Genomic DNA, 23,676 nt, shown 5'->3' with positions numbered 1-23,676 from the left:
ATGCAAAAAAGTCTTGCCTGATTTGGTATATGCGAATTACTGTTTTGCAAGCGTATGCAAACCGATTCCTTGCAGGGGGCACCATGGCGGAAATTCAATTGCGGAACGTCGGTAAGCGATGGGGATCATTCATCGGGGTTCACAATTTCGACCTGACGATCGCGGATCGCGAGTTTCTGGTGCTGCTCGGCCCCTCGGGCTGCGGCAAGACCACCACGATGCGCATGATCGCCGGTCTCGAGGACGTAACCGAGGGCGAAATCCTGGTCGACGGCAAGGTGGTCAACGACCTTGAGCCCAAAGACCGCGACGTCGCGATGGTGTTCCAGAGCTATGCGCTTTATCCCAACATGAACGTCTATGAAAACATCCGCTTTCCGCTGAAGGTTCGTGGAATCGACCCCTCGACGCACGACGACAAGGTGCGCCGTGCCAGCGCAATGGTCGAGTTGGACGATTTCCTGCACCGGAAGCCTGCCGAATTGTCGGGCGGTCAGCGACAGCGTGTGGCACTGGCCCGCGCCATTGTGCGCGAGCCGAACGTGTTCCTGATGGATGAGCCGCTCTCGAATCTGGATGCCAAGCTTCGGGTTTCGACGCGGGCGCAGATAAAGAACCTCAGCCACGAACTGGCGGTAACGACCATCTATGTGACCCATGACCAGATCGAAGCCATGACGCTGGCCGACCGTGTCGTGGTAATGAAGCAGGGTGTGGTGCAGCAGGTCGGCAGCCCGACCGAAATCTATGACAGTCCGGCGAATACTTTCGTGGCCAGCTTCATTGGCTCGCCCGCGATGAACCTGATGGATGGTGAGGTTTCGGCCGGCGTGTTCCGTGCCGACCATGTCGAAATTCCGGTCGATGCGCCGGACGGCCCGATGACGCTGGGCTTCAGGGCCGAAGACGCCAGCCTTGCCGAAGGGCAGGGCCAAGTAACCGCACCGATCTACACGCTGGAACTGCTGGGCGACGCGACCATGATCTCGGTCCGGGTCGGTGGTGCACTGGTCTCGGTCAAAGCAGACAAAGCCTTCCGCGCCGAAATTGGCGAGCCTGTCTCGTTCTCGGTGCCAACAGAAATCTGTCACCTCTTTGAAGCTGAAAGCGGTGCGCGGATCGGGGAGAAACAACCCCACGAACAGCCCAAACGGGCTTAACACCGGTCCGGACGTCGACGACGGACCGATCCTGACAGGGAGAAACGCATGAAACTCAAGACGATCCTCATGGCAGGTGCCATGTCCATCGCCGCCACCGGTGCATGGGCTGATTGTGCCTTTGAAAATGATGTTCCGCTCAAATCGCTTTCGGCAGGGTTCGAAGCCTGGAAAGCGGTTACAGATGCGATGGCCGAGTGCGGCAATTTCAGTGCCTCGCTGGACCAGGAGTTCCGCGAGAAACAGCCCGAGGCTTTTGCGGCTGATCCCGCGCTCTATCAGATCGGCGGTGTTTCGAACGCCACTCTGGTTCCATTGCTGAACGCAGGCACGGTCCGCCCGCTGGATGATCTGGTCGAGAAATACGGCCAGGATCTGCTGCCCAACCAGTTGATCAAAGTCGATGGCAAGACCATGGCTATCGCGATGATGGTGAATGCGCAGCATCTGATGTATCGCGATGATGTTCTGGCCGAACTGGGCATCGAAGAGCCGAAGTCATATGACGACGTTCTGGCTGCGGCTGCCAAGATCAAGGAAGCCGGCGTCATGGACTATCCCATTGGCGGTACGTTCAAAACCGGTTGGAACCTCGGCCAGGAATTCGTCAACATGTACTTGGGCGAGGGCGGAGCGTTCTTTGGTGACGGCAACATGCCTGCGATCAACAACGAGCAGGGCGTAGCGGCGCTTGAGACTCTGAAGGCCATGACCGATTACATGGACCCGGAATACCTGGTCTCTGACTCGACCTATGTGCAGCAGCAGTTCCAGCAGGGCAAGATCGCGATGGCGAACCTGTGGGCCAGCCGTGCAGCCGCGATGAACGATGAGGCCGAAAGCCAGGTCGTTGGCAAGGTGACGATGGCTGCGGCGCCGATGGGATCCGCAGTGCCAGCGACAACGATCTGGTGGGACGGTATCGTTCTGGCGTCGAACATGAGCGACGAAGAAGCAGATGCCGCCTTCCGTGTAGCACTTGAAGGCATGGATACGGACATGGTCAGCGCAAACAACGATGTCGCCGTCTGGTTAAGCCCGGCCTATTCCGCGGGCGACTTGGCGGCCGGTGCTGCAGCATCTGCAGAAGGCGGCGCCAAGGCGTACCCGGCCTCTGGTCCGATGGGCATCATGCACACCTCACTGGGCAACGGTCTGGCCGACTACCTGACCGGTGCCAAGGATGCACCGACCACGCTGGCCGATATCGAGGCGGACTACATCACCGCCGCGAAAGAAGCCGGTCTGATCAGCAACTGATCCTCCCACGGGAGGGCTACGGCCCTCCCAACCCTTCCCCCCCGAGAACCATGAGAAAGGCAGAGCCATGAATTTCCGGACATTTGCCGCTTTTGTCGGCCCCTCTGTCTTTATGATGCTTCTCTTCATCGCGTTTCCGCTGATCAGCGTGTTCAAGCAAAGCTTTTACGTCACCCAGCCGATCTATGAGACGGTCGAAAAGGAAACCTGCACCCCGGGGTTTCTGACACAGACCTGTGTGACCGAAACGGTCTCACAGCCAAGACTGGATGAGGAAGGCAAGGTCATCACCCAAACCCAGTATGTGGGGTGGGAAAGCTATCGCAACGTACTGGAGCCGGAACGGGCCTGGCGTGCGATCAGTGATGGTAACTGGAACGTTCTGTCCACCATCAACTTCTGGAAAGCGCTTCGGTTTACCCTGACCTTCACGCTGATCACCTTGCCTTTAGTCATCGTCTGCGGACTGGGGATTGCGGTTATGATCAACAACGCCGCACATGCGATCCGAGGGCCAGTGATCTTCATCTCATTGCTACCCTTTATCATAACACCTGTGATCGGGGTGCTGTCGGTCAACTGGCTGTTCCGTGGTGACGGTATCCTGACTGCGTTGCTGGAATGGTGGCTGAACCGCGATATAGCCCTGTTTGCGCAGGCCTGGACCATTGAAGTCCTGATGATGCTCTACCGCGTCTGGCACGTCGCGCCCTTTGCCGCCATCGTGTTTTATGCCGGTTTGCAAACGGTCAATCAGGACAGCCTGGAAAGCGCGGTGATCGACGGTGCGACCCGTTGGCAGCGGATGAAGTACATTGTCATCCCACACCTGATGCCGCTGATCATCTTTGTGTCGATGATCCACTTGATGGACAGCTACCGAGTGTTCGAAGAGATCGTCGGGTTCGCCAGCCAAGGGTATGTCATATCGCTGCAATGGCTGACCTATGACTTCCTGGTGCCCGATCAGGCAGGCAACCGCTCGATCAGCCGGGCCTCGGCCAGCGCCATGCTGACCATGATCGGCATTGCCATACTGCTAATCTTCCCGCTGCGCCGGACATGGCGCGATCACAAAGGAGGTCACTGACATGTCCTCGAGCGCGCTTCGCCAACCGCTCAGCCTGCGGCTGACCTCGAACATCTTTCTGGCCTTTTGGTGCCTTGTTGCCATCTTCCCGATCTTCTGGATAACGGTGATGAGCTTCAAATCCCCGGTCGACGCCTTTGACAGCAACGCCCTCAACGTGATCTTCGGGCCAACAACTCTGTCCAACGGAAACGGGCTGTCACTGCTGGATATCATCCTCGGCATAGCGGTGATTTGGGGCACTATTGCTCTGGTATTCAAGAAGATGCCGGCAATGATCACAGCTTATTCCAGGGAAGGTCAGGAATGGTTTGGCTGGGTGATCGGAATTCTGGCCGCCACAGTGGGCTTTCTGGTCGTATTCTTCGTGATCCTGCCCGCCATTCTGAACGTTTTGAACCCACTCTTAGGCCCGTTGGGGCGCGACATACTGGGTCTGACAACTGAACACTACAAAACAGTCTGGATCGACCGAGGCTTCTCGAACAACTTCAAGAACTCGTTGATCGTGACCTCGGGCGTCGTCATCCTGTCACTGTCGGTCGGGACTCTGGCGGGTTATGGGCTGGCGCGGTCGGGGTCGAATTTGGCTTTCTGGCTTTTGATCGTCGCTTTGATCTTCCGTGCCTTGCCGCCGTCGGCACTGGTTGCCAGCTACCTGCCGGTCTTCATCAGCTCATCCGAATGGTTGGCCCCGATCCTGGGTGAAAACGCACCGACGCTCTATGGTAAGCCTTTCGCCGTGATCGCGGTTTTGGTGGCGATCAACCAGCCGTTCACAATCTGGATGCTGCGCTCCTTCTTCCAGAACATTCCGGCCGAGCTGGACGAGGCCGCACGTGTGGACGGCTGTAACCATTTCCAGGCCTTCCGCCGGGTGATCATGCCTGTGATGTGGCCGGGGGTGATCACCACCGGGCTGTTTAGTTTCCTTTTGGCTTACAACGACATCCTTGTGACTTCGTTGCTGTTGGATGCACAAAATCAGACAATGGTTCCCGCCATCGTCGGCATGTTCAACCGCGAGACGACCACAACAGACCAAGTTGTTGCCGTGGCCGCCGCCGTTTCGATCACCGCGCCGTTGATTTTCCTTGTTCTGATCTTCCAGCGTCAGATCGTGAGTGGTCTGACAGCCGGAGCGGTCAAGGGCTAATGAGCAATCATGCCAGACATAACGCCATGTCGCGCCACCCGGCGCTGAACAGGTTGCCGAGGGACTTTCTGAGTATTGGGGCTGCGACCCCCAAACTCTCCCACTGGCAACCTGAAAGGATATAGGCATGAAAGGTTCTCGCCCCGAACAAGCGGTTCTAACTCGCGGCACGGACATGAGCAAAACCGAAGACACGCGCCGCGTGATCGAAACCATGGTGGATGGTCTAAATGACCACCGCATCAACGGTATTGGGGAATTTTTCACCCAGGGCTTCCGTTGGATGGGTAATCAAGGCTGCGGAACCAAAACCGGTCTGAAAGAGTTTCAGGATAACTGGCAGCGTCCATTCCAAGCGGCGTTTTCGGACAAGACCTGCATAGATGAGGCGCGTCTTTACATGGGGGAATGGGCAGCCGCCTTTGGCCGTCAGGAAGCCACGCATTCCGGTGAGTTTCTGGGCATCGCCCCCACCGGCAAGCGTGTCGAGATTAGGTACATGGACTTCTGGAAAGTAGTCGACGGCAAGATTGTCGACAACTGGGTGAATGTCGACTTTGCCCACGTTGCGGCTCAGCTGGGCGTGGACCTGTTCAACGGCGAAGGCTGGGAAGCATTTGACCGGGGTGAAAAACTTCCGCCCCGGCCCGAAAACTGAGGATTGGAAACATGGCAATCGAGTATCTAAAACGCGGCAAATCCGATGCGGACCGGGCTGAAGACGATGCCAGGACCCGCGCCGTGGTTGAGGCGACGCTGAAAGACATCGAAACCCGCGGTGATGCTGCGGTGCGTGAGTTGAGTGAGAAGTTCGACAACTACTCGCCCGCCTCGTTCCGCCTAAGCCAACAAGAAATTGATGACTTGATCGAGCAATTGTCCGACCGTGAATTGGCCGATATCAAGTTCGCGCAGGAGCAGGTGCGCAACTTTGCGCAGGCTCAGCGGGATTCAATGCTGGACATCGAAGTCGAGACCCTGCCCGGTGTCATTCTTGGCCACAAAAACATCCCCGTTCAGTCTGTGGGCTGCTACGTGCCCGGCGGCAAGTTTCCAATGGTGGCTTCGGCGCATATGTCGGTGGCGACGGCTTCGGTTGCGGGTGTGCCGCGCATCATCGCCTGTACGCCTCCGTTCAAAGACAAGCCCAACCCGGCGGTGATTGCGGCGATGCATCTGGGTGGCGCGCATGAGATTTATGTCATGGGTGGCATTCAGGCCATCGGAGCGATGGCGCTGGGAACCGAGACCATCGACCCGGTTCACATGCTGGTTGGCCCGGGCAACGCATTTGTGGCCGAAGCCAAGCGCCAACTATTTGGGCGTGTCGGCATCGACTTGTTCGCAGGCCCCACTGAGACGATGGTCATCGCGGATGAGACCGCAGCAGATGCTGAGCTGTGCGCAACAGATCTTTTGGGGCAGGCCGAGCATGGCTATAACAGCCCCTGTGTGTTGCTGACCAACTCTCGCAAACTCGCCGAAGAGACACTGATCGAGGTGGACCGTCTGTTGGATATCCTGCCAACCGCCGACACTGCTAAAGTGTCCTGGGAAGAATATGGCGAAGTGATCGTCTGCGATACGTATGATGAGATGCTGCAAGTCGCTGACGATCTTGCCTCGGAACATGTTCAGGTGATGACGGATCGCGACGATTGGTTCCTTGAGAATATGACTTGCTACGGCGCGCTGTTTCTTGGGCCGCGTACCAATGTTTCGAACGGGGACAAAGTGATTGGTACGAACCACACACTGCCAACGAAAAAGGCAGGTCGCTATACCGGTGGGTTGTGGGTAGGGAAGTACCTGAAAACGCACAGCTATCAGAAGGTTCTGACCGATGAGGCGGCGACGTTGATTGGCGAATACGGCTCGCGCCTCTGCATGCTGGAAGGTTTCGTGGGCCATGCGGAGCAGTGCAATGTTCGCGTACGGCGTTATGGCGGAATTAACGTACCCTATGGAGAGCCCGCTCCATATCGGGATGCTGCTGAATGAGTGACAGGCATACCCAACACAAAGCCCTGATTGCTCCGCTCACGGCCGCGATGTACGACTTTTCCGAGGCCGGTGTCCGCGAAGCGCTGGCCGGGGTGACGGCGCAGGACGTCGTGTTCCACCTGTGCCATCCCTTCGGCGACAGCATCGGCAGCGATGCTTTCTATGACTGTACCTTCAAGAACCTGTTAACCGCCTGGCCCGATCTGGAGCGCCGCGATTACATCGTCATGGCCGGGCCGGACGAAGATGGCGCGGACTGGGTCGGCTGCGGCGGTTACTACACAGGTACGTTCACTGGCCCGTGGCTGGATATTCCTCCAACTGGCCATCAGGTCACCATGCGATTCCACGAATTCTATCGGTTCGAGGACGGTAAGGTTGTTGAAATGCAGGCGCTTTGGGACATCCCCGAGGTGATGATGCAGGCAGGTGCATGGCCGATGGCACCCAGCCTGGGGCGCGAATGGCATGTTCCCGGACCGGCCACGCAAGACGGTTTTGTACCCGGTCCCTATGACGCGGCCAAGGGCAGGGCGACCTGCCAGCACATCATCGACATGCTGGAACATCTCAAGAAACACCCTTCGCACGGCGGCCCAGAAGTGATGGAGATGGACCGGTTCTGGCATCCGCGGATGAACTGGTACGGTCCTTCGGGCATCGGTACCGGGCGCGGGTATTCGGGCTTTCGCAACTGGCATCAGATTCCATTCCTGAACGGGATGCCGGACCGGGGGCAATACGTGGATGACATCACCTATCACTTCTTCGGTGATGGCGAATACGCAGCCGTGACTGGCTGGCCCAACATGATCCAGACTGTGACTCACGACGGTTGGCTGGGGATCGCCCCTTCTGGCAAGAAGATCACCATGCGCAGCCTCGATTTCTGGCGGTTGGAAAACGGGCGCATCCGCGAAAACTGGGTCTTGGTCGATTTGCTGGATGCCTACCGGCAGCTTGGCGTTGACGTCTTTGCCCGTCTGGGGGAATTCAATAAGGCCCGAAACATGGGTCGCATTGAAATACCGGATGGAATGAGCTGATGACCGAACTGCCGCGCACCCCTTCGTTCTCCCTGACAGGAAAGACCGCCCTGGTGACTGGTGCCTCTTCAGGCATTGGGCAGGGCTGTGCCGTTGCGCTGGCCGAGGCGGGCGCGCATGTCGTCTGTGCGGCCAGAGGCGAAGATCGATTGAATGCAACTGTCGCTGCTCTGCGGGCAAAGGGATGGTCGGTCGAGGCGCTGGTTCTGGATCAGGGCGAGCTGGATGCACTAAAGCAGGTTTTCGAACCGCGCAGCTTTGATGTCGTGGTGAATTCCGCCGGGGTTGCACGGCACAGTGCTGCTATTGAGACAACGCCAGAGGATTTCGATGTTGTCACCGGCGTCAATCTGCGTTCGGCCTACTTCCTATCGGCCTATGCCGCTCGTTCTTTGATCGAGGCTGGCAGGCCGGGTTCGATCATCCACATCTCCAGCCAAATGGGGCATGTTGGAGGGGTCGAACGGGCGCTCTACTGTGCGACTAAGCACGGGCTTGAGGGGATGGTCAAATCGATGGCCATCGAGTGGGGCAAACAGGGAATTCGGATCAACACGGTCTGCCCGACTTTCATTCGAACGCCTCTGACTCAATCTACCTTTGACAACCCGGAACGCGCCGCATGGATCATGGAAAAGATCAAACTGGGTCGCGTGGGCGAGGTCGAAGATATCATGGGTGCGGTACGCTACCTCGCCTCCGACGCCTCAGCGCTGGTTACAGGCACCTCGATGTTGATTGACGGAGGTTGGACGGCAGACTGATGGCTGAGAAAGTAACATCACTCCAGGTCGCTCAGCTTGCAGGGGTTAGCCAATCTGCGGTTAGCCGAGTCTTCACGCCCGGGGCTTCGGTCAGCAAGAAGACCGAAGAGAAGGTGCGCAAGGCCGCTGCCGAACTGGGTTATCGCCCCAATGTACTGGCGCGTGCGATGGTGTCAGGCAAAAGCCGCATCATCGGTTTGGTGGTCGCCTATCTGGATAACTATTTCTATCCCGAAGCGCTCGAGAAATTGTCGAACGAGTTGCAGGAGCAGGGCTATCATGTCCTTATCTTCATGGCCTCCAGAACAGCCGGAAACATCGACGACGTGATGGAGGAAATCCTCGATTATCAGGTTGATGGCGTCATTCTGGCTTCGGTCGCGATGTCGTCCGATATAGCAACCCGGTGCCAACAGGCCGGTGTGCCGGTGGTGCTGTTCAACCGTAGTCAGGACATCGATGGGATCACGTCGGTCACCTCCGATAACTATGCGGGCGGTCGCAAGGTGGCCGAGTTCTTTATCGCAGCTGGTCACAGCCGTATCGCTTACATAGCCGGATGGCAGGGTGCCTCTACTCAGCGAGACCGCGAAGCAGGTTTCCGCGCGGCGCTCAGCGATGCAGGCCAGGACCTGTACGCTCATGAGATCGGAGAGTTTCACACCGAGAATGCGCGCTTGGCCGCACGTCGAATGTTCGAAGTCGAGCCGCAGAAGCGGCCCGACGCGGTTTTCGTTGCCAATGACCACATGGCGCTTGCCGTGATGGACGTCATCCGGTTCGAGTTGGGAATGCAAGTACCCGAAGACGTTTCTGTCGTCGGATACGATGACGTCCCGCAGGCAGCTTGGCTTGCCTATAACCTCACCACCATTCGTCAGCGGGCCAACCTGATGGTTGCCGAGACCGTTGACGCATTGCTGGACCATATTGAAAACCCGGCAGCCGCCACGGCACGCAAGGTCGCGATTGATGGGCCTCTGATCGTGCGCACATCGGCACGGCTGCCAAAAGGCTGGACGCCGCAAAGGATGAAAACATGAAGGGCTTTGATCCCAAGTTTCGGGACTTCCCCGAATATATCATCGGTATCACCAGAGAGATTTGGGAAGACCGGGGTATTGCGACCCTGCACGACTATTACAGCGAAGATATCGTCGTACGCTCGCCCGGTTCGGTGGTTCTGGGCAATCAGAACGTGATCGGCGCGACCATGGCGACGCTGGCCGAGTTTCCTGATCGGCAGTTGCTGGGCGAAGATGTGATCTGGTCCGGCACCCCCGAAGAAGGGATGCTGAGTTCTCACCGTATCCTTTCAACGGCCACGCATCTGGCCGAGGGTGTTTACGGCAAGCCAACCGGAACCAAACTGCGTTACCGGATTCTGGCGGATTGTCACGCTATTAACAATCAGATCAACGACGAATGGCTCATCCGCGATCAAGGCGCCATCGTCCGCCAGATGGGATGGGCCCCGAAGGAATACGCCGCCGATCTGATTGCCCGCGAAGGAGGTAAGGAGAACTGCGTCAAGCCTCTGACCCCCGAAATCGATCAGCCTGGGCCGTACAGGGGCTGTGGAAACGATAACGAGTGGGGGCAGCGCTATGCCGACATTCTGACCCGGATCATGAATGCCGATATGGGTGCGATCGAAGCCGAGTATGACCGGGCCGTTCAGTCAGAATATGTGGGCGGCATGACTGGTCATGGCTGGGATGCGGTCGACCGTTTCTGGATGGGTCTGCGGGCGAGCTTCCCGAATGCTGATTTCAAGATCGAGCATCAGATCGGGCGCGACGACCCGGATATGCCACCCCGCGCCGCGATCCGCTGGAGCCTTTGGGGCAAACATGACGGCTGGGGCGTGTTTGGTGCGCCGACAGGTGCACAGGTTTATGTCCTCGGCATCAGCCACGCCGAGTTTGGCGCCCTGATTGGCGGCCAGCCGCAGTTGCGCCGCGAGTATACTCTGTTCGATGAAACCTCGGTCTGGAAGCAGATCCTGTTGCAGAGCGGTGAGGTCTGAATGGCGCGCCCGGTCGCATATCGCATTCTTGTGGATGGTCTGAATGAGACCGGGGTCCTTCGGCGTTACCATATGCACCGTCAAAGCCTGCGTTCACGGCGATTGAACCTGCGTCCGCCGGGAGAGTGAGAGAGCGTGCCGTACAAGCACGCAACCCACAACTCCTGAAAACGTAGTATCGGAACTTGCAAAATGTCGAAATCAACCATCTCTTCCCGCATTGTTCACTATGGTGAACTCCGGCCGTGCAAAACCGCTTTTATCGACGCCCACACGCCGGGCAGCGATCAGAAAGAGAACTTCACAATCGTCGGCGGGGGGGTCTCGGAATCTCCGGATCAGCATGTGCATATCACTGACAAGATCGGCTTCAACATCGGTGCTGCCGGTCAGCCGCCAAAATGCCGGAACTCTCTGCACAGCCACACGACGGCCGAGGTCTTCTTTGTCGCCAAAGGTCGTTGGCGTTTTTTCTGGGGCCGCTATGGTACCGCCGGTGAATTCATCGCCGAAGAGGGCGATATCTTCAACATCCCGACCGGTATCTTCCGGGGTTTTGAAAACGTCGGTCAGGATTATGGGATGATCATGTCGATCTTGGGCGGTGACGACGCGGGCGGCGGAGTGACATGGGCACCTCAAGTTATTGAAGATGCGCAGGCACATGGGCTGATGCTGGGCGACAATGGCGTGCTCTACGATTCCAAAAAGGGGCAGGAACTGCCTCACAACGTCCGACCAATGCCTTTGCTGACCGAAGAGCAGTTGAAAGTCTACCCCGAGGTTCCGGTTGAAGAGGTCGTCGGTAAATACGTCGCGCGGTATTGGGACCTGATGGCCCTGTCGGCCAACAAACCCGCACAGGTGATCGGGGAAAACGGAATGATCATGGATAAACCCGGGTTCGAGGTTGATTTCCTTGGGCGAGGATCTTCTGTGACCGAACCGGTTGTGGCAGAAAAACCTGTGGTTCTTATGCCAGCCAGCGGACACTGGCGTATTTCGATCGACGATCAAGAAACCACTTTGTCCAACGGCGACACGGCTTTGGTTCTTTCCGGTGAATCCTATAGCGTGCAACCTTCGATGACCGGGCAGGCGGGCCTGTATCGGATTACCGCAACCGATGACCCGGCAGGAGCGACCTGGAAAGGATGAACGCTGACCCTAACGACACCCATGCCGTCTATGAGCGGCAAGCGACGGAGTATGACAAGCGTCGATCCAAGGCCCTGTTCGAAGCGCGCTGGCTGGCGCGCTTCACGGCCAGCCTCAAGCCAGGGGAACATGTGCTGGATCTGGGCTGCGGCACAGGCGACCCGATCGCATGCTGGTTCATGGCTGAGGGGTTCGCAGTAACAGGTGTCGATTTTGCCGATGCGATGCTGGCCATTGCCCGTGACCGCTGGCCTGATGGGGATTGGCGGCATGCTGATATGCGGGAATTCGAGCTGGACCAGCAATTCGATGGCATTATCGCTTGGAATAGCTTTTTTCATCTGACCGCAGGTGAACAAAAAGACTGTATCGCGCGCATGTCGCGTCATTTGCGGCCCGGTGGAATGCTCATGCTGACCGTCGGACCTCGGGCCGGAGAAGTCAGCGGCACGGTGGGATCAGAGCTTGTCTATCACGCCTCGCTGTCCCCGGCCGGCTACGCGACGTGTCTTGAGGAAAACGGACTACATATGACCGGGTATCTTGCCGAAGACCCAGATACCCAAAGCCACACAATCCTGATGGCGCGCAAAATTTAAGGAGGCTCTGATGACTATCAAAACCACACATGTTGGGTCTCTGCCCCGAACGCAAGACGTGGTGGATTTCATATTCGCCCGTGAAAATGGTGAAACCTATGACGCGGCGGCGTTTGATGTCTGCATGACCGATGCGGTCTCTGAGACAGTGCGCAAACAGGTTGATTCTGGTGTCAACGTTGTCAGCGATGGCGAGACCTCGAAGATTTCCTACGCGACCTATGTCAAGGATCGATACACCGGTTTTTCCGGTGAGTGCCCCCGAAATGCGCCTGCAGACTTGAAGATGTTCCCAAGTTTTCTGCAGCGACTGGCCGATGATGGTGGCACGCCACAATACGCACGACCGATGTGCACCGGCGAGGTGCGATCAAAAGGGCAGGGTGAGTTGCAGAAAGACATTGCCAACCTCCAAGCAGCGATGGAGCAGCACGGGGCAGAGCGCGGCTTTATGAACGCCGCGTCACCAGGCGTGATTTCGTTGTTTTTGCAAAACGAATTTTACCCAACACGTGAGGCCTATCTGGCGGCGCTGGCCGATGCCATGAAAGAGGAATACGAAACCATCGTGGCCGCAGGTCTGGATCTGCAACTGGATTGCCCCGATCTGGCCCTGTCGCGTCATATGCTGTTCACAGACCTTTCAGACGACGCGTTCGTCAAAATCGCCGACATGCATGTTGAGGCGCTGAACCACGCACTTCAGAACGTCCCGCAGGATCGCGTGCGGGTGCATATCTGCTGGGGCAACTACGAGGGTCCGCATTGCTGCGATATTGCGATGGACAAGGTATTCAGCACCCTGATGGCGACCAAATCGCGCTATGTCCTGTTTGAGACCTCGAACCCGCGTCACGCCCACGAGTGGACCGTGTTCCGTGACCGCAAATCTGAGATACCCAATGACAAGGTTCTGGTCCCCGGTGTCGTCGACACCACCACCAATTTTGTCGAGCATCCCGAACTTGTGGCCCAACGGATCGAACGATTTACGGGAATTGTCGGCGCCGACCGGGTGATAGCAGGCAGCGATTGCGGCTTTGGAACCTTTGCGGGCTTCGGCGCGGTTGACCCTCAGATCGCCTACGCCAAGTTGGCCGCGTTATCTGAGGGGGCCAAGCTGGCCTCGGCATGACACCCTTAATCTTCTTGCCGGGTATGATGTGCGATGCCCGCCTCTTTGGTCCGCAGATCAATGCTCTGTCGGGCAGCAGGCCCGTGATGACATTCCCCTTGTCCCGGTACGACAGCGTGCAGGCCATGGCGCATGATATCCTGAAAAATGCGCCACCCGATTTCGCGCTGACCGGCTTGTCGATGGGAGGGATCGTGGCAATGGAAGTATTGCGTCAGTCTCCTGCACGCGTCTCGCGACTGGCTTTGCTCGACACAAACCCACTCGCTGAAATTCCAGAGGTAAAGGCCCGTCGTACGCCCCAAATGGCGGCTGTTCGCGACGGCAAGCTGAGGTTGGTTATGCAAGACGAGATGAAACCCAATTATCTGGCCGACGGGCCTAATCGGGGCGCTATACTGGATCTTTGCATGGCGATGGCCTCCGACTTGGGTCCTGACGTTTTCTTGCGCCAGTCACAGGCGCTGATGGACCGCCCGGACCAAAGCGCAACTCTGAAGGCTTTTGCCGGGAACGTTCTGGTCCTGTGTGGACGCGAAGACAAGTTGTGCCCGGTTGAGCGCCACCAGATGATGCACGAACTGCTACCACACAGCACTCTGGAGATCATTGAAGGTGCGGGGCATCTCCCGACATTGGAACAACCACAATTAACCACAGCGGCATTGATCCGCTGGTTGGAGGACACATGACGCCATCTCTTTTGTCCCTGCTGCGCAAGGTCGACACCCCCACCGTCTGCAATGCCATCGAAGTGGCGCAAGGCAAGCGCGGGTTCGACGATTTTACGCGCGGCACCATGCTGTGTTCCGCGCCTGATGAGCCCGCGATCGTCGGCTATGCACGCACGGCCAAGATCGCGGCAGTCAATCCGCCGACTGAACCGTCTGACGTCATCAAAACCCGGCGCATGGCCTATTACAAATACATGGCCGAATCGACCAGTCCCAGTGTCGCTGTGATTGAGGACTTGGATTTTCCCGATTGCATCGGCGCCTATTGGGGTGAGATCAATACATCTGTCCACAAGGGGTTCGGAATTTCCGGTGTTGTAACCAATGGTGTCATGCGCGATCTCGGGGACTTGCCCGAGGGGTTCCCGGTTGTTGCCGGCTCCGTCGGGCCGAGCCACGGCTTCGTCCACATCCGCGAGATTGATACACCGGTTTCAGTTTTTGGCCTGGCCGTCAATCCGGGCGCGTTGGTTCATGCCGACCGTCATGGTGCGTTGGTCGTGCCCGAGGACGTCGTCGATCAGTTAGAAGCTGCAATGCAAAAGCTGTTGTCGACAGAACGTATTGTCTTGGATGCAGCCCGTCATCCGGAGTTTGATTTCGAAGCATTCGAAACCTCTTGGACAGCCTTTGAAAAAGCCAGAGTCTGAATGCTGTTTGAGTGAATAAGAAACGGCGCACCTAAGGTACGACTGCCTTCTTTTGGTGCCGCAATGATAAACTCTGAAAATAGTACGTCAGAACAAGCCGCGCTGCAGAAGAAAACTCAACTTCGAATGCCCGGTTCGGGTCCGGAAATAGCCATTGGGAAGGAGGATTCAGGGCTCGGTAGATATTTTAGGGAAAAGAATATGAAAACTACTTTGATCTATCTGAAAGCAGACTCGTCTGTTGTTCAATGACAAGCGCACTCGGTCGTGGGTAAGGCTACGAAACCGAATTCAGGGACTATGCTGGTCTCGGGTTAGTGGCGGAGAGACAGGGATTCGAACCCTGGGTGGGCTTGCACCCACAACGGTTTTCGAGACCGCCCCGTTCGACCACTCCGGCACCTCTCCGCGGGGGTCTGTGAGGGGGGGATTTAGTGAGGAACGGGCAGGGGTGCAAGCAGAAAATTCCAGAATTCGTCAAAGCCGGGTTTTTCCGTTGCCTGCGCGCGGAAAACACCTACTCTAAATGATATGACACAGCATGCATATCGCTTTGCGTTTCTTCTTTTGGCGCCGGTCCTGGCGTTTCTGCTTACTGCTGCTCCTTTGTCAGCGGCCAATCGCGACCGGATCGAGGCTTTTCTGACCACAACCGGATTTGACGTGGCGCTGGAAAGCATCGCGCTCAGCTCTCGTTCTGCACCTCAGATGCTGGGCATTGATCCGGACGGGTTCGGCTCGGACTGGGCGCGCCTGACGGATGAGGTGTTTGACATTGAGACCATGCATGAGACCGCCGTTTCCATCCTTGAGGAAACACTGAGTGGCGAGGCCCTGACACATGCGGTTGAATTCTATGCGTCCGATCTGGGACAGCGTCTGGTGGAAGTGGAAAATGCTTCACATATGATTGAGGACGGCGAGGCCAAGCAATTGGAAGGTCAGCAGATCATTTCAGACCTTATCAAAGACGGGTCGCAGCGGGTCGAAAGTTTCAAGCGGATGAATTCGGCAATCGATTCTACCGAAACAGCGGTGCGGGCTTGGCAGGAGATACAGCTGCGCTTCCTTCTGGCGGCAAGCGCGTCGGGGGTGATCGAACTGCAATTGGATGCAGACGGGTTGCGCGCGTTTTTGAAGCGAAATGAGCCTGCGTTGCGCCAGTCGCTGCAACTGTCCAGCCTTGCAGGGGCGGCTTACACCTATCAGGACTTTTCTGATGAAGACGTGGATGCCTATGTCGAAGCGCTTGAGCAGCCATTGATGCAGGAAGTCTATGAACTTTTGAACGTCATACAATTTGAGATCATGGCCAGACGGTTCGAGATTCTTGCCTCGCGGATGGCTGATATGCATCCCGCTCAGGATATTTGATGCGGAGTTTTGCGCCGGTCTTGGTCTTTGCCCTGTTGGGGTCGCCCGTGTTGGCCAATGAAAGGATCGACCGGCTGGCACAGGCCATGCATTTGTCCGACGTCATGGAAGTTCTGGTTCTGGAAGGGCAGCTGCACCGACAAAATCTGGATGAAACGCTGCTGAACAATTCGGGTGGCGCGTATTTCGAGGCTCAGGTCAACGACATCTACGAACCGCTTTGGATGCAGGACCACCTGACCGATGCGCTTGAGGTGGGTATGTCGGACGCGCAGCTTGATCAAGCCATCGTGTTTTTTGAAAGCGATCTTGGTCAGACCGTCGTGACGCTGGAAAACTCGGCCCGTCAAGCCATGTCGGACCCCGCGATCGAAGATATGGCCCGTGATGCATTTGAAGCGACCGAGCGTACGACCATACGGTTTGCTTTGGTCGAGGAATACATCGAAGCAAATGATCTGGTTGAGAAGAATGTTCAGGGGTCGTTGACGTCGGATTACAACTTCTTTCGCGGTCTTGATGTTGAGTCCAGAGCCGACACGCAGGATTTGTTGGCCGAGCTTTTGTCCCAAAAGGAAAGCAGGGCAGAGGACACCGAAGCCTGGCTTTATGCCTTTCTGCTGCTGGCCTATCGCCCGTTGGACGAGACACAGATGCGAGAGAATATTGCCTTTTCCAGAACGGATACCGGACAAGCCCTGAACGACGCGTTATTTGAGGGGTTTGATCGCATGTTCAACGATATTTCCTATCAGTTGGGGCAAGCGGTTGCACGTGCGCTCAGGGCGTCGGACTTGTAACGCTGCTTTGGTGTTGACTTTTCCCTTCAATCTATGGATAAGCGCGCATCCCGGCCGGTAATCCGCGCCGGGTATCGTTATTATTTGACCCTTAAGACATGTCGAAAGGGTCTGTCACACAGCCCGAAAAAGGGCGCGCTGTTCGAGGTGGCGAAAGCCAGAAACACCCGGAAGGGGACCACAGAACGCGGGAATGAAAAGGAAAGACGCATGTTTGCGGTCCTCAAGACTGGCGGCAAGCAGTACAAGGTTCAGGCGGGTGATATCCTCCGCGTTGAAAAATTGGCTGCCGACGCAGGTGAAAAAGTTCAATTCAACGATGTTCTGATGCTGGGCGGCGATGCTCCGGTTGTTGGTGCACCTTTCGTTGAAGGCGCAGGCGTACAGGCCGAAGTGATCGAACAGATCAAAGGTGACAAGGTCATCAAGTTCGTCAAACGCCGTCGTAAGCACAGCTCGAAGCGTACCGTTGGCCACCGTCAGAAACTGACTCTGGTCAAGATCACCGACATTCTGGCATCTGGCGCAGACAAGTCGGGCCTGAAAGCTGCTACTGGTTCCGCGCCTGCTGGCGAAGCTGCTCCGGCAGCAAAGCCTGCCAAGAAAGCAGAAGCCAAGGCAGAAGCACCCGCCGCTGCTGCTGCGGACGATCTGACCGCGCTGACCGGCGTCGGCCCTGCCGCTGCCAAAAAGCTGAACGAGGCCGGTATCGAGAGCTTTGCCGCTTTGGCCGCCTTGTCGGACGAGCAGATTGCTGCTATCGAAACGGTCAAAGTGAAACCCGAATGGGTTGAGCAGGCCAAAGAGCTGGCTAAAGGCTAAGGAGAGAGAGAATGGCACATAAAAAAGCTGGCGGTTCCTCCCGTAACGGTCGCGACTCAGCTGGTCGCCGCCTTGGCGTGAAACTGTATGGTGGCCAGGCTGCCATCGCAGGCAACATCATCGTGCGTCAGCGCGGCACCAAGTTCTGGCCGGGCGAAGGCGTAGGCATTGGCAAAGATCACACCATCTTTGCAACCGTCGATGGCGCTGTGAAGTTCCACAAGGGGCTCAAAAACCGCACCTTCATTTCGGTCCTGCCAGTGGCGGAGGCCGCAGAGTAAGCCGAAACCCAGAAGGTTTAAGAAAAATTCATGGGGGACCGGCACAAAGTGCCGGTCCCTTTTTCGTTTTAACGCAGTCGTGATCAAACAAACCGATGACAGTCGCAACCACCAGTTTCCTGATCTTTGCCGCCTCTCAGGTCGGCACGCCGGGACCGGCCAATATGGTCCTGCTAGGAACAGGTGCGCGTTATGGGTTTCGGGCAGCATTGCCTTTTGTTGGCGGTGTTATTCTGGGCAAGCAGCTGATCATTTGGCCGGTTGGTTTTGGTTTGTTGCATCTCGCTGAGCAGGCACCTGCGGTGTTTACGGCGCTCAAATACGTGTCGGCGGCCTATATAATGTGGCTGGCTTGGAAAATTGCCAATACGCGCTTGTCGCGGCAACAGGCTGACGGGAAAGCCCCTGGGTTTCTGGCCGGATTGATTGTTCATCCGCTCAATCCCAAGGCTTGGGCCATGATCATCGCCGGGTTCACCGGGTTTGTGGCTGCGGGGACACCTACTTTTGAAGCGACGATTACGATCGCTCTCTGTTTGTTGTTTTGTCAGGCGGTTCTTCATCCAATCTGGACTTTTGCTGGCGATAGAATTGCCCACGCGGTTGAAGGACAGCCAGTTGAAAAATATCTGATGTGGACGTTGGCCGGCCTTACGGTTGCGTCCGTACTTTTCGTGTTGTTCGGAGGAGGAACACACCAATGAAGCTTGAAGCAATAATAAATCAGCCGGTCATAGAAACCGAGCGGTTCGATCTGCGCCCTTTGCGTCGGTCGGATATGGGACTAATCGAGCACTACGCCGGTGACGAGCGTGTGGCGCGCATGACGACCAGTATCGCGCATCCGCTGGCGCCCGGCTCGACCGAGGCCTTTGTGACCCGTTCAATGGCTGAAGAACGGGACGAGGATGTCTGGGTTATGGATGCCATCAAAGATGGCGGGCCGGAACTGATTGGTCTGATCACGCTGAAGCGGCTGGATAGGAATCAGTCCGAAGTCGGCTATTGGGTTGCTCCGATTTATTGGAATACGGGCATTGCCTCGATGGCTGTCGAAGCTCTGGTAAACGCCAACCCGCTGGAGAACGCCACCATGTTTGCCAGCGTATTTCAGGACAATCCGGCATCAGCTCGTGTTCTGACACATTGCGGGTTCCAGTATCTTGGCGATGCAGAAAGCTATTCGGTGGCGCGCGATGCGAATGTGCCCACCTGGACATACAGTAAAAAACTCTGACTTGTGGCCGATGGGGCCTTTGCAGTAGGGGACAAACATGAAATTTCTCGATCTTGCAAAGGTCTACATCCGGTCCGGGGCCGGCGGTGGCGGGTGCGTCAGCTTTCGGCGCGAAAAGTACATTGAATACGGTGGCCCAGATGGTGGGGACGGCGGCAAAGGCGGTTCCGTCTGGGTCGAAGTTGTGGACGGGCTGAACACCCTGATCGACTTTCGCTATCAGCAGCATTTCTTTGCCAAGAACGGCCAACCAGGCCGAGGTCAGCAGCGTACAGGTAAGGACGGTGACGATATCGTTCTGCGTGTCCCTGTGGGCACTGAAATTCTGGATGAAGACGAAGAAACCGTCATCTGCGACCTGACCGAAGTTGGTCAACGGGTTCTGCTGGCCAAAGGTGGTAACGGCGGGTTTGGTAACCTGCACTTTAAGTCTGCCACCAATCAGGCGCCACGCCGCGCCAATCCGGGGCAGGCGGGTATCGACCGAACCATCTGGCTGCGGCTCAAGCTGATTGCGGATGTTGGATTGTTGGGTATGCCCAATGCAGGCAAATCCACCTTTCTTGCGGCGACGTCGAATGCGCGCCCGAAGATTGCGGATTATCCCTTTACCACGCTGCACCCCAATCTGGGCGTTGTGGGTGTCGACAACGTGGAATTTGTGGTGGCCGACATCCCCGGTCTGATCGAAGGCGCGCATGAAGGCCGCGGCATCGGAGACCGGTTCCTTGGCCATGTTGAACGCTGCGCGGTGCTGTTGCATCTTGTTGATGGCACCTCGGAATCGGTTGCCGAAGATTACCGTACGATTATTAACGAGCTTGAAGCCTATGGTGGCGAACTGGCTGAGAAACCCCGAATTACCGTTCTGAACAAGATCGATGCTCTGGACGATGAAGAGCGTGAATTAGCCAAAGCCGAACTGAAAGAGGCTGTTGGCGGCCCCGTCATGACCATGTCGGGCGTTGCGCATCTGGGTGTGACCGAGGTTCTGCGCGCGTTGCGGTCACAGATTGACGACAATCGTGTGCGCCAGATACCTGCTGAGGAGGCGCAGTCTTGGCAGCCCTGACCTCAGCGCGGCGTCTGGTGGTGAAGATCGGGTCCGCTTTGCTGGTGGATCGCAACACCGGATTGCTTCGGTCGGACTGGTTGACTTCATTGGCTCAGGATGTGGCCTGGCTCAAGGGGCAAGGGACAGATGTTATTCTGGTCTCTTCCGGGTCAATTGCGTTGGGACGCGGTGTGCTGGGCTTACCGATGGCTGCGCTGCCTTTGGAAAAATCACAAGCTGCCGCCGCGGTGGGTCAGATCCGTCTGGCACGGGCGTATGAAGAGGCTCTGACACCTCATCAGATCACAACGGCACAGGTGCTGGTGACGCTGGAAGACAGCGAGAACCGCCGTCGCTATTTGAATTCACGAGCTACTCTGGAAACGTTGCTGGGCCTTGGTGTTGTTCCGATCGTGAACGAGAATGACACCGTCGCTACGGACGAAATCCGATATGGCGACAATGACCGCCTGGCCGCGCAGATTGCGGTAACGGTTGGGGCCGACCAACTGATCCTGCTGTCCGATGTAGACGGGTTCTATTCGGGCAATCCGAACGGGGACGCCTCGGCCACGCGGTTCGAGACTATTGATCGGATCACGCCCGAAATTGAGGCGATGGCAGGTGATGCAGGCTCGGGCCTGTCCAAGGGTGGGATGAAGACAAAACTTCTGGCCGCCAAGATGGCCACCGCGGGTGGGTGCGCAATGGCAATTACTGAAGGATCGACTCTGAACCCACTGAAATCGCTGGAAAACGGCGCAAATTCAACGTGGTTCACGGCGACTCTGGACCCTCACGCCGCCCGCAAACGTTGGATTTCTGCGATGAAACCACGCGGAGAGATCACAGTGGATGACGGGGCCGCGAATGCTCTGGCCAATGGCAAAAGCCTCCTGCCTGCAGGTATTGTCGAGGTGACTGGCGATTTCGGGCGCGGTGATCCGGTTGCCGTTCTCGATCCCAATGCCCGCCGATTGGCACAAGGGATCAGCCGCTATACCGCGCAAGAGGCTGACGCGATCAAGGGGCGCAAGTCTTCCGAGATTGAGGCGACGCTAGGCTACCCGGGCCGCGCGGCCTTGATCCACCGGGATGATCTGGCCCTGTAAGCACTGAGAAAGACGACCTGAAAGGCACGCGACATGAAAGATTTCGACAGCATTCCCGCTCTGATGGCCGATCTTGGGAAACGCGCCAAAGAGGCCTCGCGTGATCTGGCTTTTGCAAGCGCCGAACGCAAGCATGCCGCCTTGATTGCGGCAGCTGATGCGGTTTGGGCCAATCGGGCAAAAATCATCGAAGCAAACCAGAAGGATCTGGCGTTTGGCCGTGAAAAGGGCCTGAGCCCTGCGATGATGGATCGTCTGATGCTGGATGAGGGCCGTGTTCAGGGCATGGTCGATGGGTTGCGCACCGTGGCGGATCAAGCCGATCCGGTAGGTGAGGTTCTGGCCGAATGGGAACGCCCCACTGGATTGAAAATTCAGCGTGTACGTACGCCTTTGGGCGTCATTGGCGTGATCTATGAAAGCCGACCCAATGTGACCGCCGATGCAGGTGCTCTGTGCCTGAAATCCGGCAATGCAGTCATCTTGCGTGGCGGGTCCGAGAGCTTTCATTCGTCGACCGCGATCCATGAATGTCTGGTCGAAGGGTTGACGGCCGCCAACCTGCCCGAGGACGCCATTCAACTGGTGCCCACGCGAGATCGCGCGGCGGTGCAGGAGTTGCTGACCCTGACTGATTATGTCGATGTCATCGTCCCGCGCGGTGGCAAGGGGTTGGTGGGTCTGGTGCAGCGCGAGGCCCGTGTGCCGGTCTTCGCTCACCTGGAAGGCATTGTTCACATCTACATCGATAAAGCCGCCGATCCGCAAAAAACGCTGGATGTCGTTCTGAATGCCAAGACCCGCCGAACCGGTATCTGCGGAGCGGCTGAATGCCTGTTGGTACATCAGGATGTCGTTGAAACTCTGGGCCGCGAGGTCATCTCGGCGTTGCTGGCTGCCGGTGTCGAGGTGCATGCCGAAGGTGCGCTGGCGGTTGAGGGCACACAGGCCGCGACGTCAGACGATTGGGGGAAGGAATTCCTTGATAGTGTGATTGCAGCCAAACCCGTAGCAGATATTGACGCGGCGATTGCACATATCCGGCAATTTGGGTCCAACCACACCGATTGCATCATGACCGAAGACGTCTCGGCGGCGGCACGCTTCTTTGAACGTCTCGACAGTGCCATCCTGATGCACAACGCCTCGACACAGTTCGCAGACGGCGGTGAATTCGGAATGGGGGCAGAAATCGGGATAGCTACGGGCAAGATGCACGCGCGCGGACCAGTGGGCGCGGCGCAACTGACCAGTTTCAAGTATCTCGTCCGTGGGGATGGAACGACCCGGGCTTAAAACCTGAGCGAAACGCGCGTTGCGGCGGTTTCCACCGCGATGCGCCGTCCTACCGCTTTGGCTGTTTCCGGCAACAAGGCAAACTGTACCTGCGCTGGGGTCAGTTTGTTCGGAAAACGCCCCGTGGTTACGTGTTTCCATAAGTCGCTGTCTACGTTCAGCTTGTCTGCTGAACCTGTGACGGTCCATGCCTCACCCTGGCTTGTGATGTCGACCGTGCCACCCAGCGGCGGCATGGCGCTTTCGCAACACATCAATGCCAGAAAGGCCAGTTTGACCTGATTGCGCGAGACAGGCTTAGTCAGGTGCCAGTTGACCCGCACACGACCCGCGCGTTCGACATCATTAAACAGTTCGGTGATTTCGGCCCGCCCAAGCGGTTGGTCGCTGGCCAAGCCGAAGGCCACGCGAAAAAAGCGAATGCGCGCGCCCGCACTGCCCACACTGCCCGAGATCAGTTCCATCTCGGGGCCTTGCACCGCGCCAACCATGTCCAACAGCTCAAGCCCGTTGGTGATGGCCCCAATCGGGCTGATCAGATCGTGGCAGATCCGAGAGCCGATCAACTCGGCCAGGTTGACGTCTGTAGCGCCCATGCGTACCTCCTGCTGTATCTGCCACCGGAACCAGGAGCCCCTATGACAGACATGAATGCTATTCTTGCACCGGGCATGTTTGTCCGCCACCCGGATTTTCCCGAATGGGGCGTTGGACAGGTTCAATCCAACATCGCAGGCAAGATCACCGTGAACTTTCGCGAGCAGGGGAAAGTGGTAATCGACGGAACGCGCATCGCCCTGATGCCGGTCTTTGATCCGTGAAACTGGTTTAGGAAAGGTTAACAACTGTGATCAAACCAGCAGTTGTTGCCTTCGACTGACCAACTGCGGTATCAGCGGCGAAAAGAAAAACGGA

The 23,676-nt window shown here is 57.2% G+C and carries 26 protein-coding genes and 1 tRNA gene; 25 read left to right on the top strand and 2 right to left on the bottom strand.

Features of this window, described 5'->3' with window-relative positions; genetic code table 11:
• The first annotated feature begins 83 nt into the window (after positions 1–83).
• The 15 genes from AC2FLD_RS01150 (at position 84) to AC2FLD_RS01080 (ending at position 14,785) form a co-directional block, all read left to right on the top strand.
• Positions 84–1,160, top strand: a complete 1,077-nt coding sequence (locus AC2FLD_RS01150; protein ID WP_050602576.1) for an ABC transporter ATP-binding protein — start codon at positions 84–86, stop codon at positions 1,158–1,160.
• 48 nt (positions 1,161–1,208) lie between these two features.
• Entirely contained in the window at positions 1,209–2,420 is a 1,212-nt protein-coding gene (locus AC2FLD_RS01145; protein WP_496669879.1) for an ABC transporter substrate-binding protein, read from the top strand.
• 67 nt (positions 2,421–2,487) lie between these two features.
• A complete protein-coding gene (locus AC2FLD_RS01140; RefSeq protein WP_050602436.1) occupies positions 2,488–3,510 on the top strand; it encodes a carbohydrate ABC transporter permease in 1,023 nt (340 codons plus the stop codon).
• A 1-nt stretch (position 3,511) separates the two neighbouring features.
• Positions 3,512–4,666, top strand: a complete 1,155-nt coding sequence (locus AC2FLD_RS01135) for a carbohydrate ABC transporter permease (protein ID WP_496669880.1) — start codon at positions 3,512–3,514, stop codon at positions 4,664–4,666.
• A gap of 127 nt (positions 4,667–4,793) precedes the next feature.
• Positions 4,794–5,324, top strand: coding sequence for an ester cyclase (locus tag AC2FLD_RS01130; RefSeq protein WP_496669881.1), 531 nt, complete (start codon positions 4,794–4,796; stop codon positions 5,322–5,324).
• An 11-nt stretch (positions 5,325–5,335) separates the two neighbouring features.
• Positions 5,336–6,667: a histidinol dehydrogenase gene (hisD, locus tag AC2FLD_RS01125; RefSeq protein ID WP_496669882.1), complete on the top strand. Its 1,332-nt coding sequence runs from the start codon at positions 5,336–5,338 to the stop codon at positions 6,665–6,667.
• Positions 6,664–7,716, top strand: coding sequence for an ester cyclase (locus AC2FLD_RS01120; protein WP_496669883.1), 1,053 nt, complete (start codon positions 6,664–6,666; stop codon positions 7,714–7,716). Before hisD ends, AC2FLD_RS01120 begins: the two co-directional genes overlap by 4 nt.
• Positions 7,716–8,480: an SDR family NAD(P)-dependent oxidoreductase gene (locus AC2FLD_RS01115; protein WP_496669884.1), complete on the top strand. Its 765-nt coding sequence runs from the start codon at positions 7,716–7,718 to the stop codon at positions 8,478–8,480. The genes AC2FLD_RS01120 and AC2FLD_RS01115 overlap by 1 nt, the downstream gene beginning before the upstream one ends.
• Positions 8,480–9,523: a LacI family DNA-binding transcriptional regulator gene (locus AC2FLD_RS01110; protein WP_496669885.1), complete on the top strand. Its 1,044-nt coding sequence runs from the start codon at positions 8,480–8,482 to the stop codon at positions 9,521–9,523. The genes AC2FLD_RS01115 and AC2FLD_RS01110 overlap by 1 nt, the downstream gene beginning before the upstream one ends.
• Positions 9,520–10,509: a nuclear transport factor 2 family protein gene (locus tag AC2FLD_RS01105; protein WP_496669886.1), complete on the top strand. Its 990-nt coding sequence runs from the start codon at positions 9,520–9,522 to the stop codon at positions 10,507–10,509. The genes AC2FLD_RS01110 and AC2FLD_RS01105 overlap by 4 nt, the downstream gene beginning before the upstream one ends.
• A 192-nt stretch (positions 10,510–10,701) precedes the next feature.
• Positions 10,702–11,667 (top strand): cupin domain-containing protein, encoded by a 966-nt coding sequence (locus AC2FLD_RS01100; RefSeq protein WP_496669887.1) that lies wholly within the window; start codon positions 10,702–10,704, stop codon positions 11,665–11,667.
• Entirely contained in the window at positions 11,664–12,266 is a 603-nt protein-coding gene (locus tag AC2FLD_RS01095; RefSeq protein WP_496669888.1) for a class I SAM-dependent methyltransferase, read from the top strand. The genes AC2FLD_RS01100 and AC2FLD_RS01095 overlap by 4 nt, the downstream gene beginning before the upstream one ends.
• Positions 12,267–12,276: 10 nt before the next feature.
• The gene (locus AC2FLD_RS01090; protein WP_496669889.1) at positions 12,277–13,401 is read left to right on the top strand and encodes a cobalamin-independent methionine synthase II family protein; all 1,125 of its coding nucleotides are present in this window, start codon (positions 12,277–12,279) and stop codon (positions 13,399–13,401) included.
• On the top strand, positions 13,398–14,093 hold the full coding sequence (locus AC2FLD_RS01085; RefSeq protein WP_496669890.1) for an alpha/beta fold hydrolase: 696 nt from the start codon (positions 13,398–13,400) through the stop codon (positions 14,091–14,093). The genes AC2FLD_RS01090 and AC2FLD_RS01085 overlap by 4 nt, the downstream gene beginning before the upstream one ends.
• Positions 14,090–14,785: an RraA family protein gene (locus AC2FLD_RS01080; RefSeq protein WP_496669891.1), complete on the top strand. Its 696-nt coding sequence runs from the start codon at positions 14,090–14,092 to the stop codon at positions 14,783–14,785. The genes AC2FLD_RS01085 and AC2FLD_RS01080 overlap by 4 nt, the downstream gene beginning before the upstream one ends.
• Positions 14,786–15,103: 318 nt before the next feature.
• Here the strand turns inward: AC2FLD_RS01080 and AC2FLD_RS01075 are convergent.
• A tRNA-Ser gene (locus tag AC2FLD_RS01075) sits at positions 15,104–15,193 on the bottom strand.
• Positions 15,194–15,316: 123 nt separating this feature from the next.
• Between AC2FLD_RS01075 and AC2FLD_RS01070 the strand changes: the two genes are divergently transcribed.
• The 9 genes from AC2FLD_RS01070 (at position 15,317) to AC2FLD_RS01030 (ending at position 22,761) form a co-directional block, all read left to right on the top strand.
• Positions 15,317–16,159 (top strand): DUF2059 domain-containing protein, encoded by an 843-nt coding sequence (locus AC2FLD_RS01070; protein WP_496669892.1) that lies wholly within the window; start codon positions 15,317–15,319, stop codon positions 16,157–16,159.
• Positions 16,159–16,959, top strand: a complete 801-nt coding sequence (locus AC2FLD_RS01065) for a DUF2059 domain-containing protein (RefSeq protein ID WP_496669893.1) — start codon at positions 16,159–16,161, stop codon at positions 16,957–16,959. The genes AC2FLD_RS01070 and AC2FLD_RS01065 overlap by 1 nt, the downstream gene beginning before the upstream one ends.
• Before the next feature lie 210 nt (positions 16,960–17,169).
• On the top strand, positions 17,170–17,781 hold the full coding sequence (locus AC2FLD_RS01060; protein WP_050602451.1) for a 50S ribosomal protein L21: 612 nt from the start codon (positions 17,170–17,172) through the stop codon (positions 17,779–17,781).
• 11 nt (positions 17,782–17,792) lie between these two features.
• Positions 17,793–18,062: a 50S ribosomal protein L27 gene (rpmA, locus tag AC2FLD_RS01055; RefSeq protein ID WP_050602452.1), complete on the top strand. Its 270-nt coding sequence runs from the start codon at positions 17,793–17,795 to the stop codon at positions 18,060–18,062.
• Between the two features lie 95 nt (positions 18,063–18,157).
• Positions 18,158–18,766, top strand: a complete 609-nt coding sequence (locus AC2FLD_RS01050; protein WP_496669894.1) for a LysE family translocator — start codon at positions 18,158–18,160, stop codon at positions 18,764–18,766.
• Positions 18,763–19,299, top strand: coding sequence for a GNAT family N-acetyltransferase (locus AC2FLD_RS01045; RefSeq protein ID WP_496669895.1), 537 nt, complete (start codon positions 18,763–18,765; stop codon positions 19,297–19,299). Before AC2FLD_RS01050 ends, AC2FLD_RS01045 begins: the two co-directional genes overlap by 4 nt.
• Before the next feature lie 37 nt (positions 19,300–19,336).
• The gene (obgE, locus tag AC2FLD_RS01040; RefSeq protein WP_496669896.1) at positions 19,337–20,371 is read left to right on the top strand and encodes a GTPase ObgE; all 1,035 of its coding nucleotides are present in this window, start codon (positions 19,337–19,339) and stop codon (positions 20,369–20,371) included.
• Positions 20,359–21,465 carry a glutamate 5-kinase gene (proB, locus tag AC2FLD_RS01035; protein WP_496669897.1) on the top strand — a complete coding sequence of 369 codons (1,107 nt, stop codon included), beginning with the start codon at positions 20,359–20,361 and terminating at the stop codon, positions 21,463–21,465. The genes obgE and proB overlap by 13 nt, the downstream gene beginning before the upstream one ends.
• 33 nt (positions 21,466–21,498) lie before the next feature.
• Positions 21,499–22,761, top strand: a complete 1,263-nt coding sequence (locus AC2FLD_RS01030; protein ID WP_496669898.1) for a glutamate-5-semialdehyde dehydrogenase — start codon at positions 21,499–21,501, stop codon at positions 22,759–22,761.
• On the opposite strand, the gene AC2FLD_RS01025 is transcribed toward AC2FLD_RS01030, so the two are convergent.
• Positions 22,758–23,357 (bottom strand): histidine phosphotransferase family protein, encoded by a 600-nt coding sequence (locus AC2FLD_RS01025; protein WP_496669899.1) that lies wholly within the window; start codon positions 23,355–23,357, stop codon positions 22,758–22,760. The two genes, AC2FLD_RS01030 and AC2FLD_RS01025, sit on opposite strands and share 4 nt — an antisense overlap.
• A 42-nt stretch (positions 23,358–23,399) precedes the next feature.
• Here AC2FLD_RS01025 and AC2FLD_RS01020 point away from each other — a divergent pair, with 42 nt between their 5' ends.
• Positions 23,400–23,582, top strand: coding sequence for a DUF3553 domain-containing protein (locus AC2FLD_RS01020; RefSeq protein ID WP_050602459.1), 183 nt, complete (start codon positions 23,400–23,402; stop codon positions 23,580–23,582).
• Positions 23,583–23,676: the final 94 nt, after the last annotated feature.

Source organism: Ruegeria sp. CDSA021 (assembly GCF_059612325.1).
The sequence above is the reverse complement of the archived record's forward strand: the minus strand, read 5'-3'. Positions and strand labels throughout refer to the sequence as shown.